The organism is Streptomyces sp. NPDC097595, from assembly GCF_044761525.1.
GTDB lineage: Bacteria > Actinomycetota > Actinomycetes > Streptomycetales > Streptomycetaceae > Streptomyces > Streptomyces drozdowiczii_A.
On the sequence record NZ_JBIWCN010000017.1, the window covers coordinates 73,555 to 89,105 of the forward strand.

Genomic DNA, 15,551 nt, shown 5'->3' on the forward strand with positions numbered 1-15,551 from the left:
ACCCCCGTCCCCCGCACTGCGTCCCCGTGCGTCCCGATGCGTCACATCTGGAGTGTGTCCGTGTCCGCGAACCCCGCGTCCACCGCCGAGAAGCCCGCGGGCTCCGGCTTCCGCATACCGAAGGTCCCGTTCTGGGTTCAGATCGTCGCCGGTCTGGTCCTCGGCGTCCTGCTCGGCTGGCTCGCCCGCAGCCAGGACATCCACTGGCTGTACACCACGCTCGACAAGGTCGGCCACATCTTCGTCCAGCTGCTGAAGCTGGCCGTCGCGCCCCTCGTCTTCTTCGCGATCCTGGTGTCGATCACCAACCTGCGCAAGGTCAACAACGCCGCCCGGCTGGCGACCCGCACCCTGCTCTGGTTCATGATCACCTCGCTGATCGCCGTGGCCATCGGCCTCGCGATCGGCCTGATCACCAACCCGGGCTCCGGCACCGGCCTCACCCCGAAGGACGGCAAGCTCCCCGAGCACGCCGGCTCCTGGCTGGACTTCCTGACCGGCATCATCCCGGACAACGTCGTCACGCCGTTCGCCGAGCTGAACGTCCTCCAGATCGTCTTCATGGCCGCCGTCGCCGGTATCGCCGCCCTCAAGCTCGGTGAGAAGGCGCAGCCGATCCTGACCCTCAGCGAAGCCGTTCTGGAGCTCCTCCAGAAGGCCCTGTGGTGGGTCATCCGCCTCGCCCCGATCGGCACCGTCGGCCTCATCGGCTACGCCATCGCGGACTACGGCTGGGACCTGATCGGCAAGTACGCGACGTTCACCGCCGACGTCTACATCGGCTGCGCCCTGGTGCTGTTCGTCGTCTACCCGCTGCTGCTCGCCACCGTCGCCAAGCTGAGCCCGCTCCAGTTCTTCAAGGGCGCCTGGCCCGCGATCCAGCTGGCGTTCGTCTCGCGCTCCTCGGTCGGCACCATGCCGGTCACCCAGAAGGTCACCGAGCGCCTGGGCGTTCCGAAGGAGTACGCCTCCTTCTCCGTCCCGTTCGGCGCCACCACCAAGATGGACGGCTGCGCCGCGATCTACCCGGCGCTCGCCGCGATCTTCATCGCGCAGATCTTCGACGTGCAGCTGGGTGTCGGTGACTACATCCTGATCGCGTTCGTCTCGGTCATCGGTTCGGCCGCCACCGCCGGTCTGACCGGCGCCACGGTCATGCTGACGCTGACCCTGTCGACCCTGGGCCTCCCGCTGGAGGGCGTCGGCCTGCTGATGGCCATCGACCCGATCCTGGACATGATGAGGACGGCGACGAACGTGGCCGGCCAAGTTGTCACTCCGGTGATTGTGGCGGCGCGGGAGAACATCCTCGACCGCGACAAGTTCAGCAGCGTGGAGTCGTCGCCGGTCGATGCGGAACAGCCGCAGAAGGTTGCCGTCGCCGCCTAGCGTTCCGCTGCCGAAGACCGGAAGGCGCCCCGTACCGATACCTGGTGCGGGGCGTCTTCGGTGCCGTTGTCGTCGGCGCTCTGCGTCCCGGCCGCGGGTTTCTGCGGCCCATCGGCAGGCGTAATCGTGATCGATGACATTTCGGGCGGTGTGCGCCTGCCGCGACCGATGCTGAAGACATCCACGTGGTCGATCACCGTCGCTACGATCGCGCGGCGACGCTCAAGGGTTTCGGGGCGATCGTCACCCCAGACTGTGAGCGGACCGGCCTGCGTGCGGGATCGGCGAACGGCCGTCGTCGCTTCACGTGCGTGCAGAGTCCGGAGATCCGCGCGCAGGTGGGTCAGTGCATCGAAATAGTCCTCGTCGTCCATCCGGCCGTCCCTCCAGCGGCTCCGGAGTGCTTGGACCCGACTCTCCAGCAGGCTGATCTCCTTCGTGAGGTTCTGTGCGGGCTCCTCTTCTTCCCTCTCGGAGGGGCGGGACAGCGCAGATTCGATCATCTCGTTGAGACGCTCTTCGATCCACTCGTACTTGCGGCTCACCTTCCCGCAGCCCAAGCGGCCGTTCATCCCTCGCTGGCCTGAGTGGCACAACGTCCGTCGGAAGGTGCGTCCCTGGATGGTCGCCCACTGGACACGCATGACGGACCCGCAGTAGCCGCACCGCAGAAAGCCGGAGTACACGTGCTTCCGCTTGCCCGCGCCCTGCGCTGCCGGCGTGGCTCGCCCGTTGAGCAGAGCCTGGGCGTTCTGCCACTCCTTGCGAGTCAGCGGAGCCCCGTAAACGCTGTCGCCGATGTCCTGGCCCTTGTACGTGACGATCCCACCAGTCCGTTCTGACCGGTAGACGCGCTTCACCGACTGGATGGTCCAGGCACCACCGTGTGGCGTCGTAGAGCCCTGGGAACTCCAGTACCGTGCCACGTCGCCGGGAGTCCCTGGGTTCGGGCCGACCAGCATGTGGTAGCCCGCCCTGATGAGTTCGGCCTCATGTTCGTCCACTTCTCGGAATCGTGCCCCTTCCTTGAAGCCGAACTGCCGCTTGCCGCCGGCGTGCGGCTTTCCTTGCTCTCTGCGCTGCAGGAGAGAGTTGTTGATGCGTTCCGACATGCGTTCTGTCTCTTGCTGAGCCACCGCACCCTTGATCGTCAGGATCATGCGGCCATTTGCCGTCGCAGTGTCCTCGCCCTCTGTGGTGGCGAAGGCGAACCCGTGTTCCTTCTGTTCTTCCAAGAAGTGGGTCAGCTCGCTGATTCGCCGCGTCAAACGGTCGATGGAGTAGACAACGATTCCGTCGATGAGGCCGTCCCGGGCGTCTCGGATCATCTGCGCGTACTGGGGGCGGCGACGCTTGCTCGTGGTCGATGCCGACACGTCGTTCTCCGGGTAGACCTGAAAGACCCCCCACCCCATACGTGCGCACAGTTCTCGACACGCCTTCTCCTGACGTTGGATGCCGAGTTCCTCTCCCTTGCGGTCCTTGCTGATCCGCACGTAGATGCCTACGTGCTTCGGCTTGCTCATGGCCCAGCCCCGTTCGGATTGAGTTCCTGTGTACGGAGCAACGTGCATCCAGCAGATGTGGTTACGGGGTGACCGAACAGGCACTGGTTCCAGCGCGGTGCGACCGCGCGCGCCCCGTACGCTTACCGAGGAGTAGTGCGCGGGGGCGGGAGGAGTCGACGTGGGTGCTGTGCGGAACAAGCGGATGCCGCGGGCGGTGCGGGAGCGGCAGATGATGGACGCCGCGGTGCAGACGTTCGGGCAGCGGGGGTACCGGGCCGCCTCGATGGACGAGATCGCCGAGCTGGCCGGGGTGTCGAAGCCCTTGGTCTATCTGTACCTGAATTCAAAGGACGAGCTGTTCACCGCGTGCATCCGGCGCGAGGCGCAGGCGCTGCTGGCCGCCGTGCAGGGGGGCGTGGAGCCCGGGCTTCCGGCCGACCGGCAACTCTGGGAGGGGCTGCGGGCGTTCTTCACGCACACCGCGGAGAACCCGGACGGCTGGGCGGTGCTGTACCGGCAGGCGCGGACGCACGGGGAGCCGTTCGCCACCGAGGTCAACGTGATGCGCGAGGAGATCGTCGCGTTCGTGACCGGTCTGATCGGCGCCGCCGCCCGCGAGGCGCACCACGACCCGGCGCTCCCGGACCGGGACGTGGCGGGCCTCGCGCAGGCCCTGGTGGGCGCGGCGGAGGCGCTGGCCGGCTGGGCCAACGAGACCCCGGGCGTCTCGGCCCGGGAGGCGGCGGCCACGATGATGAACTTCTCCTGGGCGGGCCTGGAGAACCTGATGAACGGCCGCCCGTGGCAGGTGCCTAGCCCGTAGTCCCGGTCAGGTGCAGGCGCTCGCCGTTCTCGCCGCCGCGCAGCTCGAAGGCCGTGTCGTCGGTGGCGTACGTGACCGTGCCGGGCAGCAGGACCGGGGCGCGGAAGTCGGCCCGTACGGTGCGGACGGTGGCCGGGTCGGGGATCTCGGCCAGGCAGCGGGCCACGGTCCACATGCCGTGGGCGATGGCCCGGGGGAAGCCGAACAGGCGGGCGGTCAGCGGGTGGAGGTGGATCGGGTTGCGGTCGCCGGAGGCCGCCGCGTACCGCCGTCCGAGGTCGCCGGGGAGCCGCCACTCGGCGACGGCGGGGAGCGGCGCGGAGGGCTTCGCCGGTGCCGGCGCCTCCGTACGCGTCGCGTGCCGTGACAGATAGCCGCTGCGCGACTCCCACACCAGCTCGCCCGCGAGGCGCGCCTCGGTCGCCACGGTGACTTCGGTGCCGCGCCGGTGCGGGGTCAACTCCGCCGCGTACACAGTGAGTTCGAGCGAATCCTCCGGGCGGAGGGTGCGGTGGGCGCTGATCTCGATCCAGGTGTGGACGAGCCCGGTGACCGGGAGCGGGAAATCGCGGCGGGTCATCAGTCGCATGGCGAGCGGGAACGCCAGGACGTGCGGGTACGTGACCGGCAGCGGCCCGGTCGCCGGGAAGCCGCAGATCGTGCGGTACGCGGCCAGGCGTCCCGGTGCGGCGGGCGCGGCGGGCAGGCGGAGGCGGCCGGCGGGGAGGGTGGCGCCGGGGCGCCCGGCGCGCTTGAAGGGCGAGGTGACGGCGCCCCGGGCCAGCGAGAGGGTCAGGCTCATCGGGTCACGCCCCCAGCAGGCTCTGGCCGCAGACCCGGACGGTCTGGCCGTTGACGGCGGCGGACGCGGGCTGGGCGAACCAGGCGGTGGTCTCGGCGACGTCGACCGGGAGGCCGCCCTGCGCGAGGGAGTTCATCCGGCGGCCCGCCTCGCGGATGAACAGCGGGACGGCCGCGGTCATCTTCGTCTCGATGAAGCCGGGGGCGACCGCGTTGACCGTGACGCCGTGGTCGGCGGCTGCGCGCGGGGCCAGCGAGCGGACCAGGCCGATGATGCCGGCCTTGCTGGCCGCGTAGTTGGTCTGGCCGTTGTTGCCGGCGATGCCCGCGATGGAGGCGGTGGCGACGATCCGGCCGCCCCGGTTGACCGTGCCCGCCTTCAGCAGCGCGTCGGTGGTGCGCAGGACGCTGTCCAGGTTGACGTCGATGACCGAGGCCCAGCGGTCGGCGGCCATGTTGGCGAGCCGGCGGTCGCGGGTGATGCCGGCGTTGTGGACGAGGACGTCGAGCCCGTCCGGCGCGGCGGCGGCGATGCGTTCGGCGGCGTCCTCGGCGGTGATGTCGAGGGGGAGCGCGGTGGCGCCGAGCCGGTCGGCGGTGCGGACCAGGTCCTCCTGGGCCTGCGGGACGTCCAGGCAGATGACCTGGGCGCCGTCGCGGGCCAGGACCGAGGCGACGGAGGCCCCGATGCCCCGGGCGGCGCCGGTGACCAGGGCGGTCCGGCCGGCCAGCGGGGCGGCCCAGTCGCGGACCGGGTCGGGGGCGGCGTCGGTGACCTCGATGACCTGGCCGCTGACGTACGCGGACCGGGGCGAGAGCAGGAAGCGCAGGGTGGACTCGGCGGAGGCGACGGCGGACGGGGCGATGCGGACCAGCTGCACGGTGGCGCCCTTGCCGATCTCCTTGCCGAGCGAGCGCGTGAACCCCTCCAGGGCCTGCTGGGCGGCGGCCTGGTGGTGGTCCTCCGGTGAGGGCCGCACCCCGACGACGACGACCCGGCCGCCGGGGGCGAGCGAGCGGACGACCGGGTGGAGGGCGGCGTGTACGGCCCCGAGCCCGGCGGCGGTGTCCACGGCGGTCGCGTCGAGCACGAGCGCGGCGGGCCGGTCCGCGCGGGCGACGACCTCCAGGCCGGTGGCGGTGAGGACCGCGGCCAGTTCCTCGGTGACGGCGGACTCCCCGGCGGTGAGGTGGAGGACGGGGCCGGTGAGCGTCGGCGTCTCCAGGGTCCAGCGGCGCAGCCGGGCGGGCTGCGGGAGACCGAGTTTCCGGGTGAGGAACTTGCCGGGTGCCGTGCCGGTCAGGTGCAGATAGCGGTCGGCCATTGTCCAGACTCCCTGCTCGGTCGTAGATTTACTACGGAGTAAGGTTACTCAAGAGTCAGGAGCTGGTCGAGATGAGTTGGTCGAGTTGATTTCCCTCGCACTCCCGCAGCCCCGCCGGGTCGCGGTCATCGGCGGCAGCCGCATCCCGTTCGCCCGGTCCGACGGGCCCTACGCCCAGGTCTCCAACCAGCAGATGCTGACCGCCGCGCTCGGCGGCCTGGTCGAGCGCTTCGGGCTCCAGGGGGAGCGCGTCGGCGAGTTCGCGGCGGGCGCGGTCCTCAAGCACAGCCGCGACTTCAACCTGGCCCGGGAGACGGTGCTCGGCTCGCGGCTCGACCCGCGCACCCCCGCGTACGACGTCCAGCAGGCGTGCGGCACGGGCCTCCAGGCGGTGATCGCCGCCGCCAACAAGATCATGCTCGGGGCCATCGACTCGGCGGTCGCGGGCGGCACGGACACCACCAGCGACGCCCCGCTCGGTGTCAACGACGAACTGCGCCGGCTGCTGCTCTCCGTCCGGCGCGCCAAGTCGGCGGGCGCCCGCGCGAAGGCCCTCACGGGCGTACGGCCGCGGCACCTCGTCCCGGACATCCCGCGCAACGCCGAACCCCGCACCGGTCTTTCGATGGGCGAGCACGCGGCGCTCACCGCCCGGCAGTGGGACATCGGCCGCGCCGAGCAGGACCTCCTGGCCGCCACCAGCCACCAGCGGCTCGCCGCCGCGTACGAACGGGGCTTCCTGGACGACCTCGTCGTCCCGTACCAGGGCCTGGAACGCGACCAGAACCTGCGCCCCGGCTCCACGGTGGAGAAACTCGCCACGCTGAAGCCGGTGTTCGGCACGGACCACCCCGACGCGACGATGACCGCGGGGAATTCGACGCCCCTCACCGACGGCGCCGCGACCGTGCTCCTGGCGAGCGAGGAGTGGGCCGAGGCGCACGGCCTCGAACCGCAGGCGTACCTCTCGCTGTACGAGACCGCCGCGGTGGACTACGTGAAGGGCGAGGACGGGCTGCTGATGGCGCCCGCGTACGCGGTGCCCCGGCTGCTGGAGCGGGCCGGGCTCGGGATCGAGGACTTCGACCTGTTCGAGATCCACGAGGCGTTCGCCTCCCAGGTGCTGGCCACGCTGGCCGCCTGGGAGAAGCGGGGGCTGGCGCCCGTGGACCGGTCCCGGTTGAACGTCGCGGGGTCCTCGCTGGCCACCGGCCACCCCTTCGCCGCGACGGGCGCCCGCATCGTCGCCACCCTGGCGGGGCTCCTCGCGGAGCGGGACGTTCCGGGGCGCGGGCTGATCTCGATCTGCGCGGCGGGCGGTCAGGGGGTTACGGCGATCCTCGAACGCGCTTGAGCGGGGCGGGGCCTTCTCCCCTCCCCGCCCCTTCCCGAAACCGGGGCTCCGCCCCGGACCCCGCGCCTCAAACGCCGGCGGGGCTGAGTTGCCCGCCGTGGTGGGTTTCGGGGCTCCGCCCCGGGCCCCGCGCCTCAAACGCCGGCGGGGCTGAGTTGCCCGCCGTGGTGGGTTTCGGGGCTCCGCCCCGGACCCCGTGCCTCAAACGCCGGCGGGGCTGGATGTGTCGCCGTCCGGCCCCGACTCGCACGACCGGTCGTCCCCCCAGTGAACCGCCCGTCCCCCTTGCCAGAGGAGCCGCACGTGTCCACGCCACCCGTTCCTTCCCCCGCAGCCGCCGTCCCCGCCCTGGTCGAGCCGACAATTGAGCGGGACGTCAGCGGGGCCGTCCGGCAGGTCTCCGTACCGGCGTTCGCGCCGCCCGTCCGGCGCGGGTCGCTCGCCGAGATCCCGTTCGACAACGCACGCGAGGCGCCCGCCGACGCCGTGCTCAGCCGGAAGCAGCCGGACGGGAGCTGGCAGGACGTGTCGGCGGCCGAGTTCGCCGCCGAGGTGCTGGCCGTCGCCAAGGGGCTGATCGCGGAGGGGCTGCGGGCCGGTGACCGGATCGCGATCATGGCGCGTACGACGTACGAGTGGACGCTGCTCGACTTCGCGGCCTGGGCGGCGGGCCTGGTCACCGTGCCCATCTACCCGACCTCGTCCGCCTTCCAGGCCCGCTGGATCCTCCAGGACTCCGGGGCCGTGGCCTGCGCGGTCGAGACCGCCGACCAGGGCCGGATCATCAGCCAGGAACGCAAGCAGCTCCTCGGGCTCGCCCACCTCTGGCAGTTCGACACGGGCGCGCTCGGGCGGCTGAGGAAGCTCGGGCAGGGCCTCCCGGACGACCTCGTCGCCCAGCGCCGCGCGACCCTGGAGCCGGAGACCCCGGCGACCCTGATCTACACCTCCGGGACCACGGGCCGCCCGAAGGGGTGCGTGCTGACGCACGGCAACTTCTTCGCCGAGGTCGACAACGCGATCGAGCTGCTGCACCCGGTCTTCAAGTCGGTGAGCAAGTACCCCGCGTCGACCCTGCTGTTCCTGCCGCTGTCGCACGTCTTCGGCCGGATGGTCGCGATCGGCTGCCTGCGCGCCCGGGTCCGCCTCGGCCACGCGCCGTCGATCCGGACGGAGGACCTGCTCGCCGATCTGGCCGGTTTCAAGCCGTCGTTCCTGCTGGCGATCCCGTACGTCCTGGAGAAGGTCTACAACACGGGCCGGGCCACCGCAGAGAAGATGGGCCGGGCATCCTCCTTCGACCGGGCCGCGCGGATCGCCCAGCGGTACGGCCAGGCCGTCGAGGCCGCCGAACACGGCACGGGCCCGGGACCCGGCCTCGGGCTGCGCGCCGCGCGGGCGCTGTACGACCCGCTGGTCTACCGCCGCATCCGGGCGGCGCTCGGCGGGCATGTCCGGTACGCGATCTGCGGCGGCTCCCCGCTGGGGCGGCGGCTCGCGGCGTTCTACGCGGGCGCCGGCATCGAGATCTTCGAGGGCTACGGCCTGACCGAGACGACCGCCGCCGCCACGGTCACCCCGCCGCTCAAGCCCCGCCTGGGCACGGTCGGGTGGCCGATGCCCGGCACCGCCGTACGCATAGCCGACGACGGGGAGGTGCTGCTCAGCGGCGGTCAGGTGTTCCAGGGGTACTGGGACGCGGAGCGCGGGGTGTCCGTCCCGGTGCTGGACGGCGGCTGGTTCGCGACGGGGGACCTGGGCGCGCTCGACGAGGACGGCTACCTCACGATCACCGGCCGCAAGAAGGACATCATCATCACGTCGGGCGGCAAGAACGTCACCCCGGCCCCGCTGGAGGACTGGCTGCGCGCCCATCCGCTGGTCAGCCAGTGCATGGTCGTCGGCGACAACCGCTCCTTCATCACGGCCCTGATCACGCTGGAGGCGGACGGGCTCGCGCACTGGTGCCGGATGCGCAAGAAGCAGGACGTCCCGATGCGCGAACTCGTCCACGACGAGGAACTGCGCTCCGCGCTCCAGCGCGCGGTGGACGAGGCCAACCGCCTGGTCTCCCGCGCCGAGTCGATCCGCAAGTTCACCGTGCTCCCGGTGGACTTCACGGAGGAGGCCGGCCACCTGACCCCGTCCCTGAAGCTGAAACGGGACGCGATCGCGCGGGACTTCGCGGGGGAGATCGAGACGCTGTACCGGAAGTAGCGGGGCCGGGCTCGGACGGGGACGCCCGGAGCGGGGGTGCAGTCCTTCTGGCATTTTTATGCCGCTGCAGAATTAATGCGGCACGTTCATGCCAGCCCGCCCACGCTCGCCACCACCGGCACACCGAAGGCCCTGTAGGCGGGCAGTACATCCCGCTTGAACCCGGCGGTGCCGGGACTCGGGATGCCTACGCTGTTCAGCATGCCGTGCGCGCTCTCGGTCAGCCGGTGGGCGGGGTTCCCCGAACGCTGGTCGGCGAACAGCGTCTTGGTCACCACGGCACCGAGGCTGCCGACCGGCATCAGGCCGCCCAGCTCGGGGCCGAAGCAGCCGGACGCCGGCATCACCGGGTTCGCCAGGGTGAGTCCGCCGATGTCGACCGTCAAGTCCATACCGGTGTCGGCGGTTGCGTCGAACAGACGGTCGCGATCGTCGAGGACCAGTGGGCCGTCACAATCATCCGTCATATGGAAAAAGCTCCTCCGCGTCGTGGATGAATTGAGGATGTGTTCGGCATCCGCCTCTGTCAAGAGATTCCGATGAGATTGGTCTACGGATTCCCAGGACGCTGAAGGGCAGCTCACGCCCTTATGGCTAAACGATTCCACTTCACGGGGAAACTGGATGAGTAATCTCCGCCTCGCGGAAATAAAGACATCCTCGGATGCCGCGGGGTGACGAAATGCACCGCTCCTGGCGAGCCGAGCGCTGCGGTCGAGGCGCGGGAATAAGTGACCGGCGCATGCCGCATGGCATCGCCGGACAGGATGGACAATTCATCATGTAATGCGCAATGGGTGTTTCGTTCGAAGGCGGCGACGACGCGCACCGGGATCGGGGCGGAGCGCCCCGATCCCGGTGCGGTGCAATCCCGGCTCCGCCGGCGCACCACCGTCGCGGTGTTCAGCCGTTCCGTATGTGGCGGAGGATCGACTCCGTGACCTCCTCGCGGGTGGCGGTGCCATCGATGTGGACCAGCTCGGACCCGAGTTCCTCATAGGTGCGGGTGATGGACTCGATCCGGTCGGCCGACCTCTCCTCGAATTGCAGCTTCCCGCCGTCGCGTTCGTGCAGGCGGCGCAGCAGCTGGTCGGTCGGAAGGCGAAGGTAGAACGCGTGGTCGGGCCGTGGAATCCCCTGATTGATCGTCGCCAGGAAGCGGAAATCGACGCCGCGGTGCACGAGCACGCCGAGAGTGGCGTAGATGTAGCGGTCGCAGAGCACCACGGCCCCGCGCTCCAACGCCGGATTGATCACGTCCATCACATGCCGGCGCCGGTCGGCGGCAGCCAGTAGGGCGAGGATGTACGCGGTCTCCACCGAGCCGCCCTGGTCGTGGAAGACCCGGACCTGTGGCAGCTCCCGGTACCAGTCCGTGGGCTGGCGGGTCTCCACGACTTCGCGGCCCGTGGCACGAATGGCCTCGGCGACCCGCTCGATCTGAGTGGTCTTGCCCGATCCATCGAATCCGACGATGGATACGAGCAGTCCGCTGTCGGTGCGCTCCGGTTTGAAGAGTTCAGCCATGGCCGCGTCGTCGACCCTGCGCTCTGGCATGTTCCGTCCCTGTGCTCGTTCTGCCTGTTCCGCTTGTTCCGCTTGCTCTGCTTGTTGCGGGGCGCTGTGGGGCATCGTCACGGCTGTGCACTCTCGCGCAGCGTTCGCACCCCTGCCATGAACGTGGCCACCCTCGATTCGTCCGAACCCGTCGGCGTGCGGATACACGGTGGGCAGATTCTGCGGGGTGGTGCCGGAGCCGACGTACAAGGGGGCGCCGCTGACCTCGCGCGCCGTCAGCAGGTCCTCGGGGCTGGTCTCGAGCCCCGTGAGCTCGCCGGAGACGACGATGCCGTCCGCTCGCGCAGAGAGGTCTCTGACCTCGGTGGCAAGGCTGGGGTAGGCCAACGGCTGGGAGTGCTTGACCCGGGCATCGGCGAGGATCGCGACATCGCTGCCCAGGGCCCGCCGCAGGCGCAGGGTCTCGTGGCTGTTGCCCGTGACGATTCCCACCTGCACGGCAGTCGCACCGGCAAGGAGGAACTCAAGGGCGTCGGCTGCCGATTCGGCCCCTCTGCGGTTGGCTACGGGAATCCGATGGCCGCGGCGGCCTGCCAGGCAGGCCGGCGGCTTGATCTCGGGGCCAGAGAGACCCCCGACACCGATACCGATGCCCAGGACGGTGCACGTTCTCCGGGCCGCATGGTCTGGCCGGATTTCGCCTCTGCCCTCGGCGTCTCTCCGGCCAACTGGTCCCGGTCATTCACGTCGGTTCCCACGCCCACACCTCCACCACACGAAGACTCCCCCTCCGTCTCGCGGACAAAGTGACTATGCGTCGTTGCCGTCTTCACCGTCAAGAGGCGTCGTGTTCACTGTTGTTGGATTCTCAGGCATGGACAAATAGCAGGTCAGGGACCTTGCACCCAGAACCTCCATGAAGCGGAAGCAAGTGTTCGCCACTCCTCCACGTGGCGGACGGGTTCGGGGTCGTCATGTGCCTCTACGGTTGCGCCGGATTTCAGTCGACAGGTGCCTTCGTATGCAGGATGGCCCGCGCCTGGTCGGCGGCTCGGGCTATTGATTCGGATACGAAGTCCAGGTAGCGGGCCATGTTCTCCAGGCGGGTGCCCGCCGCCGTGTCCGCGCCCAGGACGGGGACGCCCTTGCGGGCGGTCTCGGCGAGCTGGGCCGTGGAGTGGGCGCTCGCCATCATCGACTCGTGCATGAGGTCGTTGTCGACGACATAGCGCTCGCGGCGCCCCTCGCGCTCGCGGCGGACCATGCTCTGGGTCTCCAGGAACGCGACCGCCTTGGACACGGAGGCCGGGCTGACCTTCAGGTGGGCGGAGAGTTCGCCGGCGGTGAGGCTGCCGGTGTCGCTGAGGGTCAGGGCCGCGAGGACCCTCGACATCATCTGGGGTGCGCCCGAGGCCGTCATGGCCGTCGTGAACATCTCCTCGTACGCGCGTACCGCCTCGGCGTCCCGGCCGTAGGGCTGCGGGTCCGGGTGCGCGTCGCGGGGTGCGGGCTTCTTGCGGCGGTGGGCGCGCTGGTCGGCGGTGCGGTGGGCGACGTCGGCGCGGTACCCGGCGGGGCCGCCGTTGCGCGTGACCTCACGGGTGATGGTCGACGTGGGGCGGTCCAGCTGCCTAGCGATCTCGGCGTAGGCCAGGCCGTCCGCCAGGCCCCGGGCGATCTGGCGGCGTTCCTGCTGGGTGAGCCTGCCTCCCGGCATCGCGTACTCCTTCGTGGCGCGGGTGCGGCCGTGCGGTGGCCGGTGTGCCGACTATAGCGTTCGCTGTCAGTTCATTGCAACGAATCGTGGAGTGGTTGTTGCGTTACCCCTGAGCTCATTGCTCCAACTTCGCTGTTCTGGCCTGCGGTTAAGCGACTTCGATGCAACAAGTGTGTTGCCGGGTTAGTGAATGCAACGTAGCGTTTCTCTCATCGGAAAGCGCGAACCACCCCGGTTCGCCGCACCCATGAGGAGCGCACCATGCCGAAGTTCGACACCCCCGCCGCCGTCACCGCCCGCGTCGACATCGCCGCCGGTCTCATCCGTTTCATCGCCGCCGACCGCGACGACACCGTGGTCGAGGTCCTGCCCGCCGACCCCTCCAAGAGCCGCGACACCAAGGCCGCCGGCCGCGTCGAGGTGGCGTACGCAGACGGCGTCCTGGACATCCGGGCCACCAAGGAGGGGCGCAACCGGCTCCTCGGCGAGTCCGGGTCCGTCGAGATCACCGTCCAGCTGCCCGCCGGCTCCCACGTCGAGGCGAAGGCGGGCGCCGCGGAGTTCCGGGGCGTCGGACGCCTCGGGAACGTCGTGTTCGAGGGCGGCCACCGCTCGGTCAAGGTGGACGAGGCCGCGAGCGCCAGGCTCTCCGCGCACGACGGTCCCATCGTCGTCCGCCGCCTCACCGGTCCCGGCGAGCTCAGCACCCAGCGCGGCGACGTCACCGTCGAGGAGGCCGTCCGGGGCGAGCTCACCCTCAGCACCCAGCTCGGCGACATCACCGTCGTCGCGGCGCGCGGTGTCCCGGCCGTGCTCGACGCCGGCACCGTCCTCGGCCGTATCGACAACGCCCTCGTGAACGACGGCGCCCCCGCCCTGGCCATCCGGGCGACCACCACCAAGGGCGACATCACCGCCCGCAGCCTCTGATCGCCTCCCCCCACCCCGAAAAAGCAGAAGGAGCCACACCCATGACGAACCCGGCCATCGCGGCGAACGGACTGCGCAAGGCGTACGGCGAGAAGACCGTGCTCGACGGGATCGACTTCAGCATCCCGGCCGGAACGGTGTTCGCGCTGCTCGGTCCGAACGGCGCCGGCAAGACGACCGCCGTCAAGATCCTCTCCACGCTCATCCCACCCGGCGAAGGGTCCGGCGCGATCAGCGTCGACGGCCACGACCTGGCCACCGACGCGCAGGCGGTACGCGCCGCCATCGGCGTCACCGGGCAGTTCTCCGCCGTCGACGGGCTGATCACCGGCGAGGAGAACCTGCTCCTGATGGCGGACCTGCACCACCTGTCCAAGGCCGAGGGGCGGCGGGTCACCGCCGAGCTCCTGGAGCGCTTCGACCTCACGGAGGCGGCGAAGAAGCCCGCGTCCACGTACTCCGGCGGCATGAAGCGCCGCCTCGACATCGCGATGACCCTCGTCGGGAACCCCCGCATCATCTTCCTGGACGAGCCGACCACCGGGCTCGACCCGCGCAGCCGGCACGGCATGTGGCAGATGATCCGCGGCCTGGTCGGCGACGGGGTCACCGTCTTCCTCACCACCCAGTACCTCGAAGAGGCCGACGAGCTCGCCGACCGCATCGCCGTCCTGCACAACGGGAAGCTCGTGGCCGAGGGCAGCGCCGAGGAGCTGAAGCGGATCGTGCCCGGCGGGCACGTCCGGCTGCGGTTCACCGACCCGGCGGCCTACCGGGACGCGGCGGCCCACCTCGGCGGCGACGCCGTCCGCGACGACGCCGCGCTGGCCCTGCAACTCCCCAGCGACGGAACCCAGAGCATCCTGCGCTCCATCCTCGACCGGCTGGACGCCGCCGGGATCGAGGCGGACGAACTCACGCTGCACACCCCCGACCTGGACGACGTCTTCTTCGCCCTGACCGAACCCGACACCGGCACCGCCACCGACGCCGTCATCCCCGCCCCGAGCAAGGAGTCCGTCCGATGAGTACCCTCTCCCTCGCCGTCCGCGACTCGTCGACCATGCTGCGCCGCAATCTGCTGCACGCCCGGCGCTACCCGTCGCTGACCCTGAACCTGCTGCTCACCCCGGTGATGATGCTCCTGCTGTTCGTCTACATCTTCGGCGACACCATGAGCGGCGGCGCGGGCCGCGACGCGTACATCGCGTACATCGTGCCGGGCATCCTGCTCATGACCATCGGCTCGACCACCGTCGGCACCGCGGTCTCGATCTGCACCGACATGAGCGAGGGCATCATCGCCCGGTTCCGCACCATGGCCATCCACCGGGGCTCCATCCTCTTCGGCCACGTCGTGGGCAGTCTGTTGCAGACGATCCTCAGCGTGGTGTTCGTCGGCGCCATCGGGGTGGCCATGGGCTTCCGCTCCACCGACGCCACCGTCCTGGAATGGTTCGCCGCCTTCGGGCTGCTCGTCCTCTTCGCCCTGGCGTTCACCTGGATCGCCCTGGGCATGGGCCTGGGCAGCCCGAACGCCGAGGCCGCGGGCAACAGCGCCATGCCGCTGATCCTGCTGCCGCTCATCTCCAGCGCGTTCGTCCCGCTGGGCTCGATGCCCGGCTGGTTCCAGCCGATCGCCGAGTACCAGCCCTTCACCCCGGCGATCGAGACCCTGCGCGGACTGCTGCTCGGTACGGAGATCGGCCACAACGGGTGGCTCGCGGTGGCCTGGTGCGTCGGCCTGACCGTCCTCGGCTACTTCTGGTCCAGGGCGCAGTTCGACCGGGAACCGAAGTAGGGCGTGGCCGGCGGACACCGCCGGCACCGTCTCGGGGCGGCGCACACCGACAGGACGTCGGCTGTGCGCCGCCCTCTTCGTATGCGGGCACACTTCTGTCGATATCAAGCATCTTGACATCAAGAGAATATCCGGGCAGGCTTCCGCGAGTCGATGGATCTCTTGATG

General features: G+C 70.2%; 13 protein-coding genes. 7 read left to right on the forward strand and 6 right to left on the reverse strand.

The window, feature by feature from the left end:
- Positions 1–60 precede the first annotated feature (60 nt).
- Entirely contained in the window at positions 61–1,389 is a 1,329-nt protein-coding gene (locus ACIQZN_RS24760; protein ID WP_403997818.1) for a dicarboxylate/amino acid:cation symporter, read from the forward strand.
- Here the strand turns inward: ACIQZN_RS24760 and ACIQZN_RS24765 are convergent.
- On the reverse strand, positions 1,386–2,915 hold the full coding sequence (locus ACIQZN_RS24765; RefSeq protein WP_403997821.1) for a recombinase family protein: 1,530 nt from the start codon (positions 2,913–2,915) through the stop codon (positions 1,386–1,388). The genes ACIQZN_RS24760 and ACIQZN_RS24765 overlap by 4 nt on opposite strands.
- Positions 2,916–3,099: 184 nt before the next feature.
- Between ACIQZN_RS24765 and ACIQZN_RS24770 the strand changes: the two genes are divergently transcribed.
- Positions 3,100–3,720 carry a TetR/AcrR family transcriptional regulator gene (locus ACIQZN_RS24770; RefSeq protein WP_403998115.1) on the forward strand — a complete coding sequence of 207 codons (621 nt, stop codon included), beginning with the start codon at positions 3,100–3,102 and terminating at the stop codon, positions 3,718–3,720.
- Here the strand turns inward: ACIQZN_RS24770 and ACIQZN_RS24775 are convergent.
- Both ACIQZN_RS24775 and ACIQZN_RS24780 read right to left on the reverse strand, forming a co-directional pair.
- Positions 3,710–4,522, reverse strand: a complete 813-nt coding sequence (locus tag ACIQZN_RS24775; RefSeq protein WP_403997824.1) for a MaoC family dehydratase — start codon at positions 4,520–4,522, stop codon at positions 3,710–3,712. The two genes, ACIQZN_RS24770 and ACIQZN_RS24775, sit on opposite strands and share 11 nt — an antisense overlap.
- A 4-nt stretch (positions 4,523–4,526) precedes the next feature.
- On the reverse strand, positions 4,527–5,846 hold the full coding sequence (locus tag ACIQZN_RS24780) for a 3-oxoacyl-ACP reductase (RefSeq protein WP_403997827.1): 1,320 nt from the start codon (positions 5,844–5,846) through the stop codon (positions 4,527–4,529).
- A 76-nt stretch (positions 5,847–5,922) separates the two neighbouring features.
- Between ACIQZN_RS24780 and ACIQZN_RS24785 the strand changes: the two genes are divergently transcribed.
- Positions 5,923–7,200, forward strand: a complete 1,278-nt coding sequence (locus ACIQZN_RS24785; protein ID WP_403997830.1) for an acetyl-CoA C-acetyltransferase — start codon at positions 5,923–5,925, stop codon at positions 7,198–7,200.
- 303 nt (positions 7,201–7,503) lie between these two features.
- Positions 7,504–9,417 (forward strand): AMP-dependent synthetase/ligase, encoded by a 1,914-nt coding sequence (locus tag ACIQZN_RS24790; RefSeq protein ID WP_403997833.1) that lies wholly within the window; start codon positions 7,504–7,506, stop codon positions 9,415–9,417.
- An 86-nt stretch (positions 9,418–9,503) separates the two neighbouring features.
- On the opposite strand, the gene ACIQZN_RS24795 is transcribed toward ACIQZN_RS24790, so the two are convergent.
- The 3 genes from ACIQZN_RS24795 to ACIQZN_RS24805 all read right to left on the reverse strand — a co-directional run bounded on the left by ACIQZN_RS24795 (position 9,504) and on the right by ACIQZN_RS24805 (position 12,652).
- On the reverse strand, positions 9,504–9,884 hold the full coding sequence (locus tag ACIQZN_RS24795) for a hypothetical protein (RefSeq protein WP_403997836.1): 381 nt from the start codon (positions 9,882–9,884) through the stop codon (positions 9,504–9,506).
- A 436-nt stretch (positions 9,885–10,320) separates the two neighbouring features.
- A complete protein-coding gene (gene tmk / locus ACIQZN_RS24800; RefSeq protein WP_403998117.1) occupies positions 10,321–11,631 on the reverse strand; it encodes a dTMP kinase in 1,311 nt (436 codons plus the stop codon).
- A 304-nt stretch (positions 11,632–11,935) separates the two neighbouring features.
- Entirely contained in the window at positions 11,936–12,652 is a 717-nt protein-coding gene (locus ACIQZN_RS24805; protein WP_403997839.1) for a helix-turn-helix domain-containing protein, read from the reverse strand.
- 261 nt (positions 12,653–12,913) lie between these two features.
- Between ACIQZN_RS24805 and ACIQZN_RS24810 the strand changes: the two genes are divergently transcribed.
- From ACIQZN_RS24810 to ACIQZN_RS24820, 3 genes are read left to right on the forward strand one after another with little or no spacing between them, the layout of a single operon-like run.
- Positions 12,914–13,582, forward strand: coding sequence for a hypothetical protein (locus tag ACIQZN_RS24810; protein WP_403997843.1), 669 nt, complete (start codon positions 12,914–12,916; stop codon positions 13,580–13,582).
- A 41-nt stretch (positions 13,583–13,623) separates the two neighbouring features.
- Complete coding sequence (locus ACIQZN_RS24815; protein WP_403997846.1) at positions 13,624–14,610, forward strand: ATP-binding cassette domain-containing protein; 987 nt, start codon at positions 13,624–13,626, stop codon at positions 14,608–14,610.
- Complete coding sequence (locus ACIQZN_RS24820; RefSeq protein WP_403997849.1) at positions 14,607–15,383, forward strand: ABC transporter permease; 777 nt, start codon at positions 14,607–14,609, stop codon at positions 15,381–15,383. Before ACIQZN_RS24815 ends, ACIQZN_RS24820 begins: the two co-directional genes overlap by 4 nt.
- The last annotated feature ends 168 nt before the right edge of the window (positions 15,384–15,551 follow it).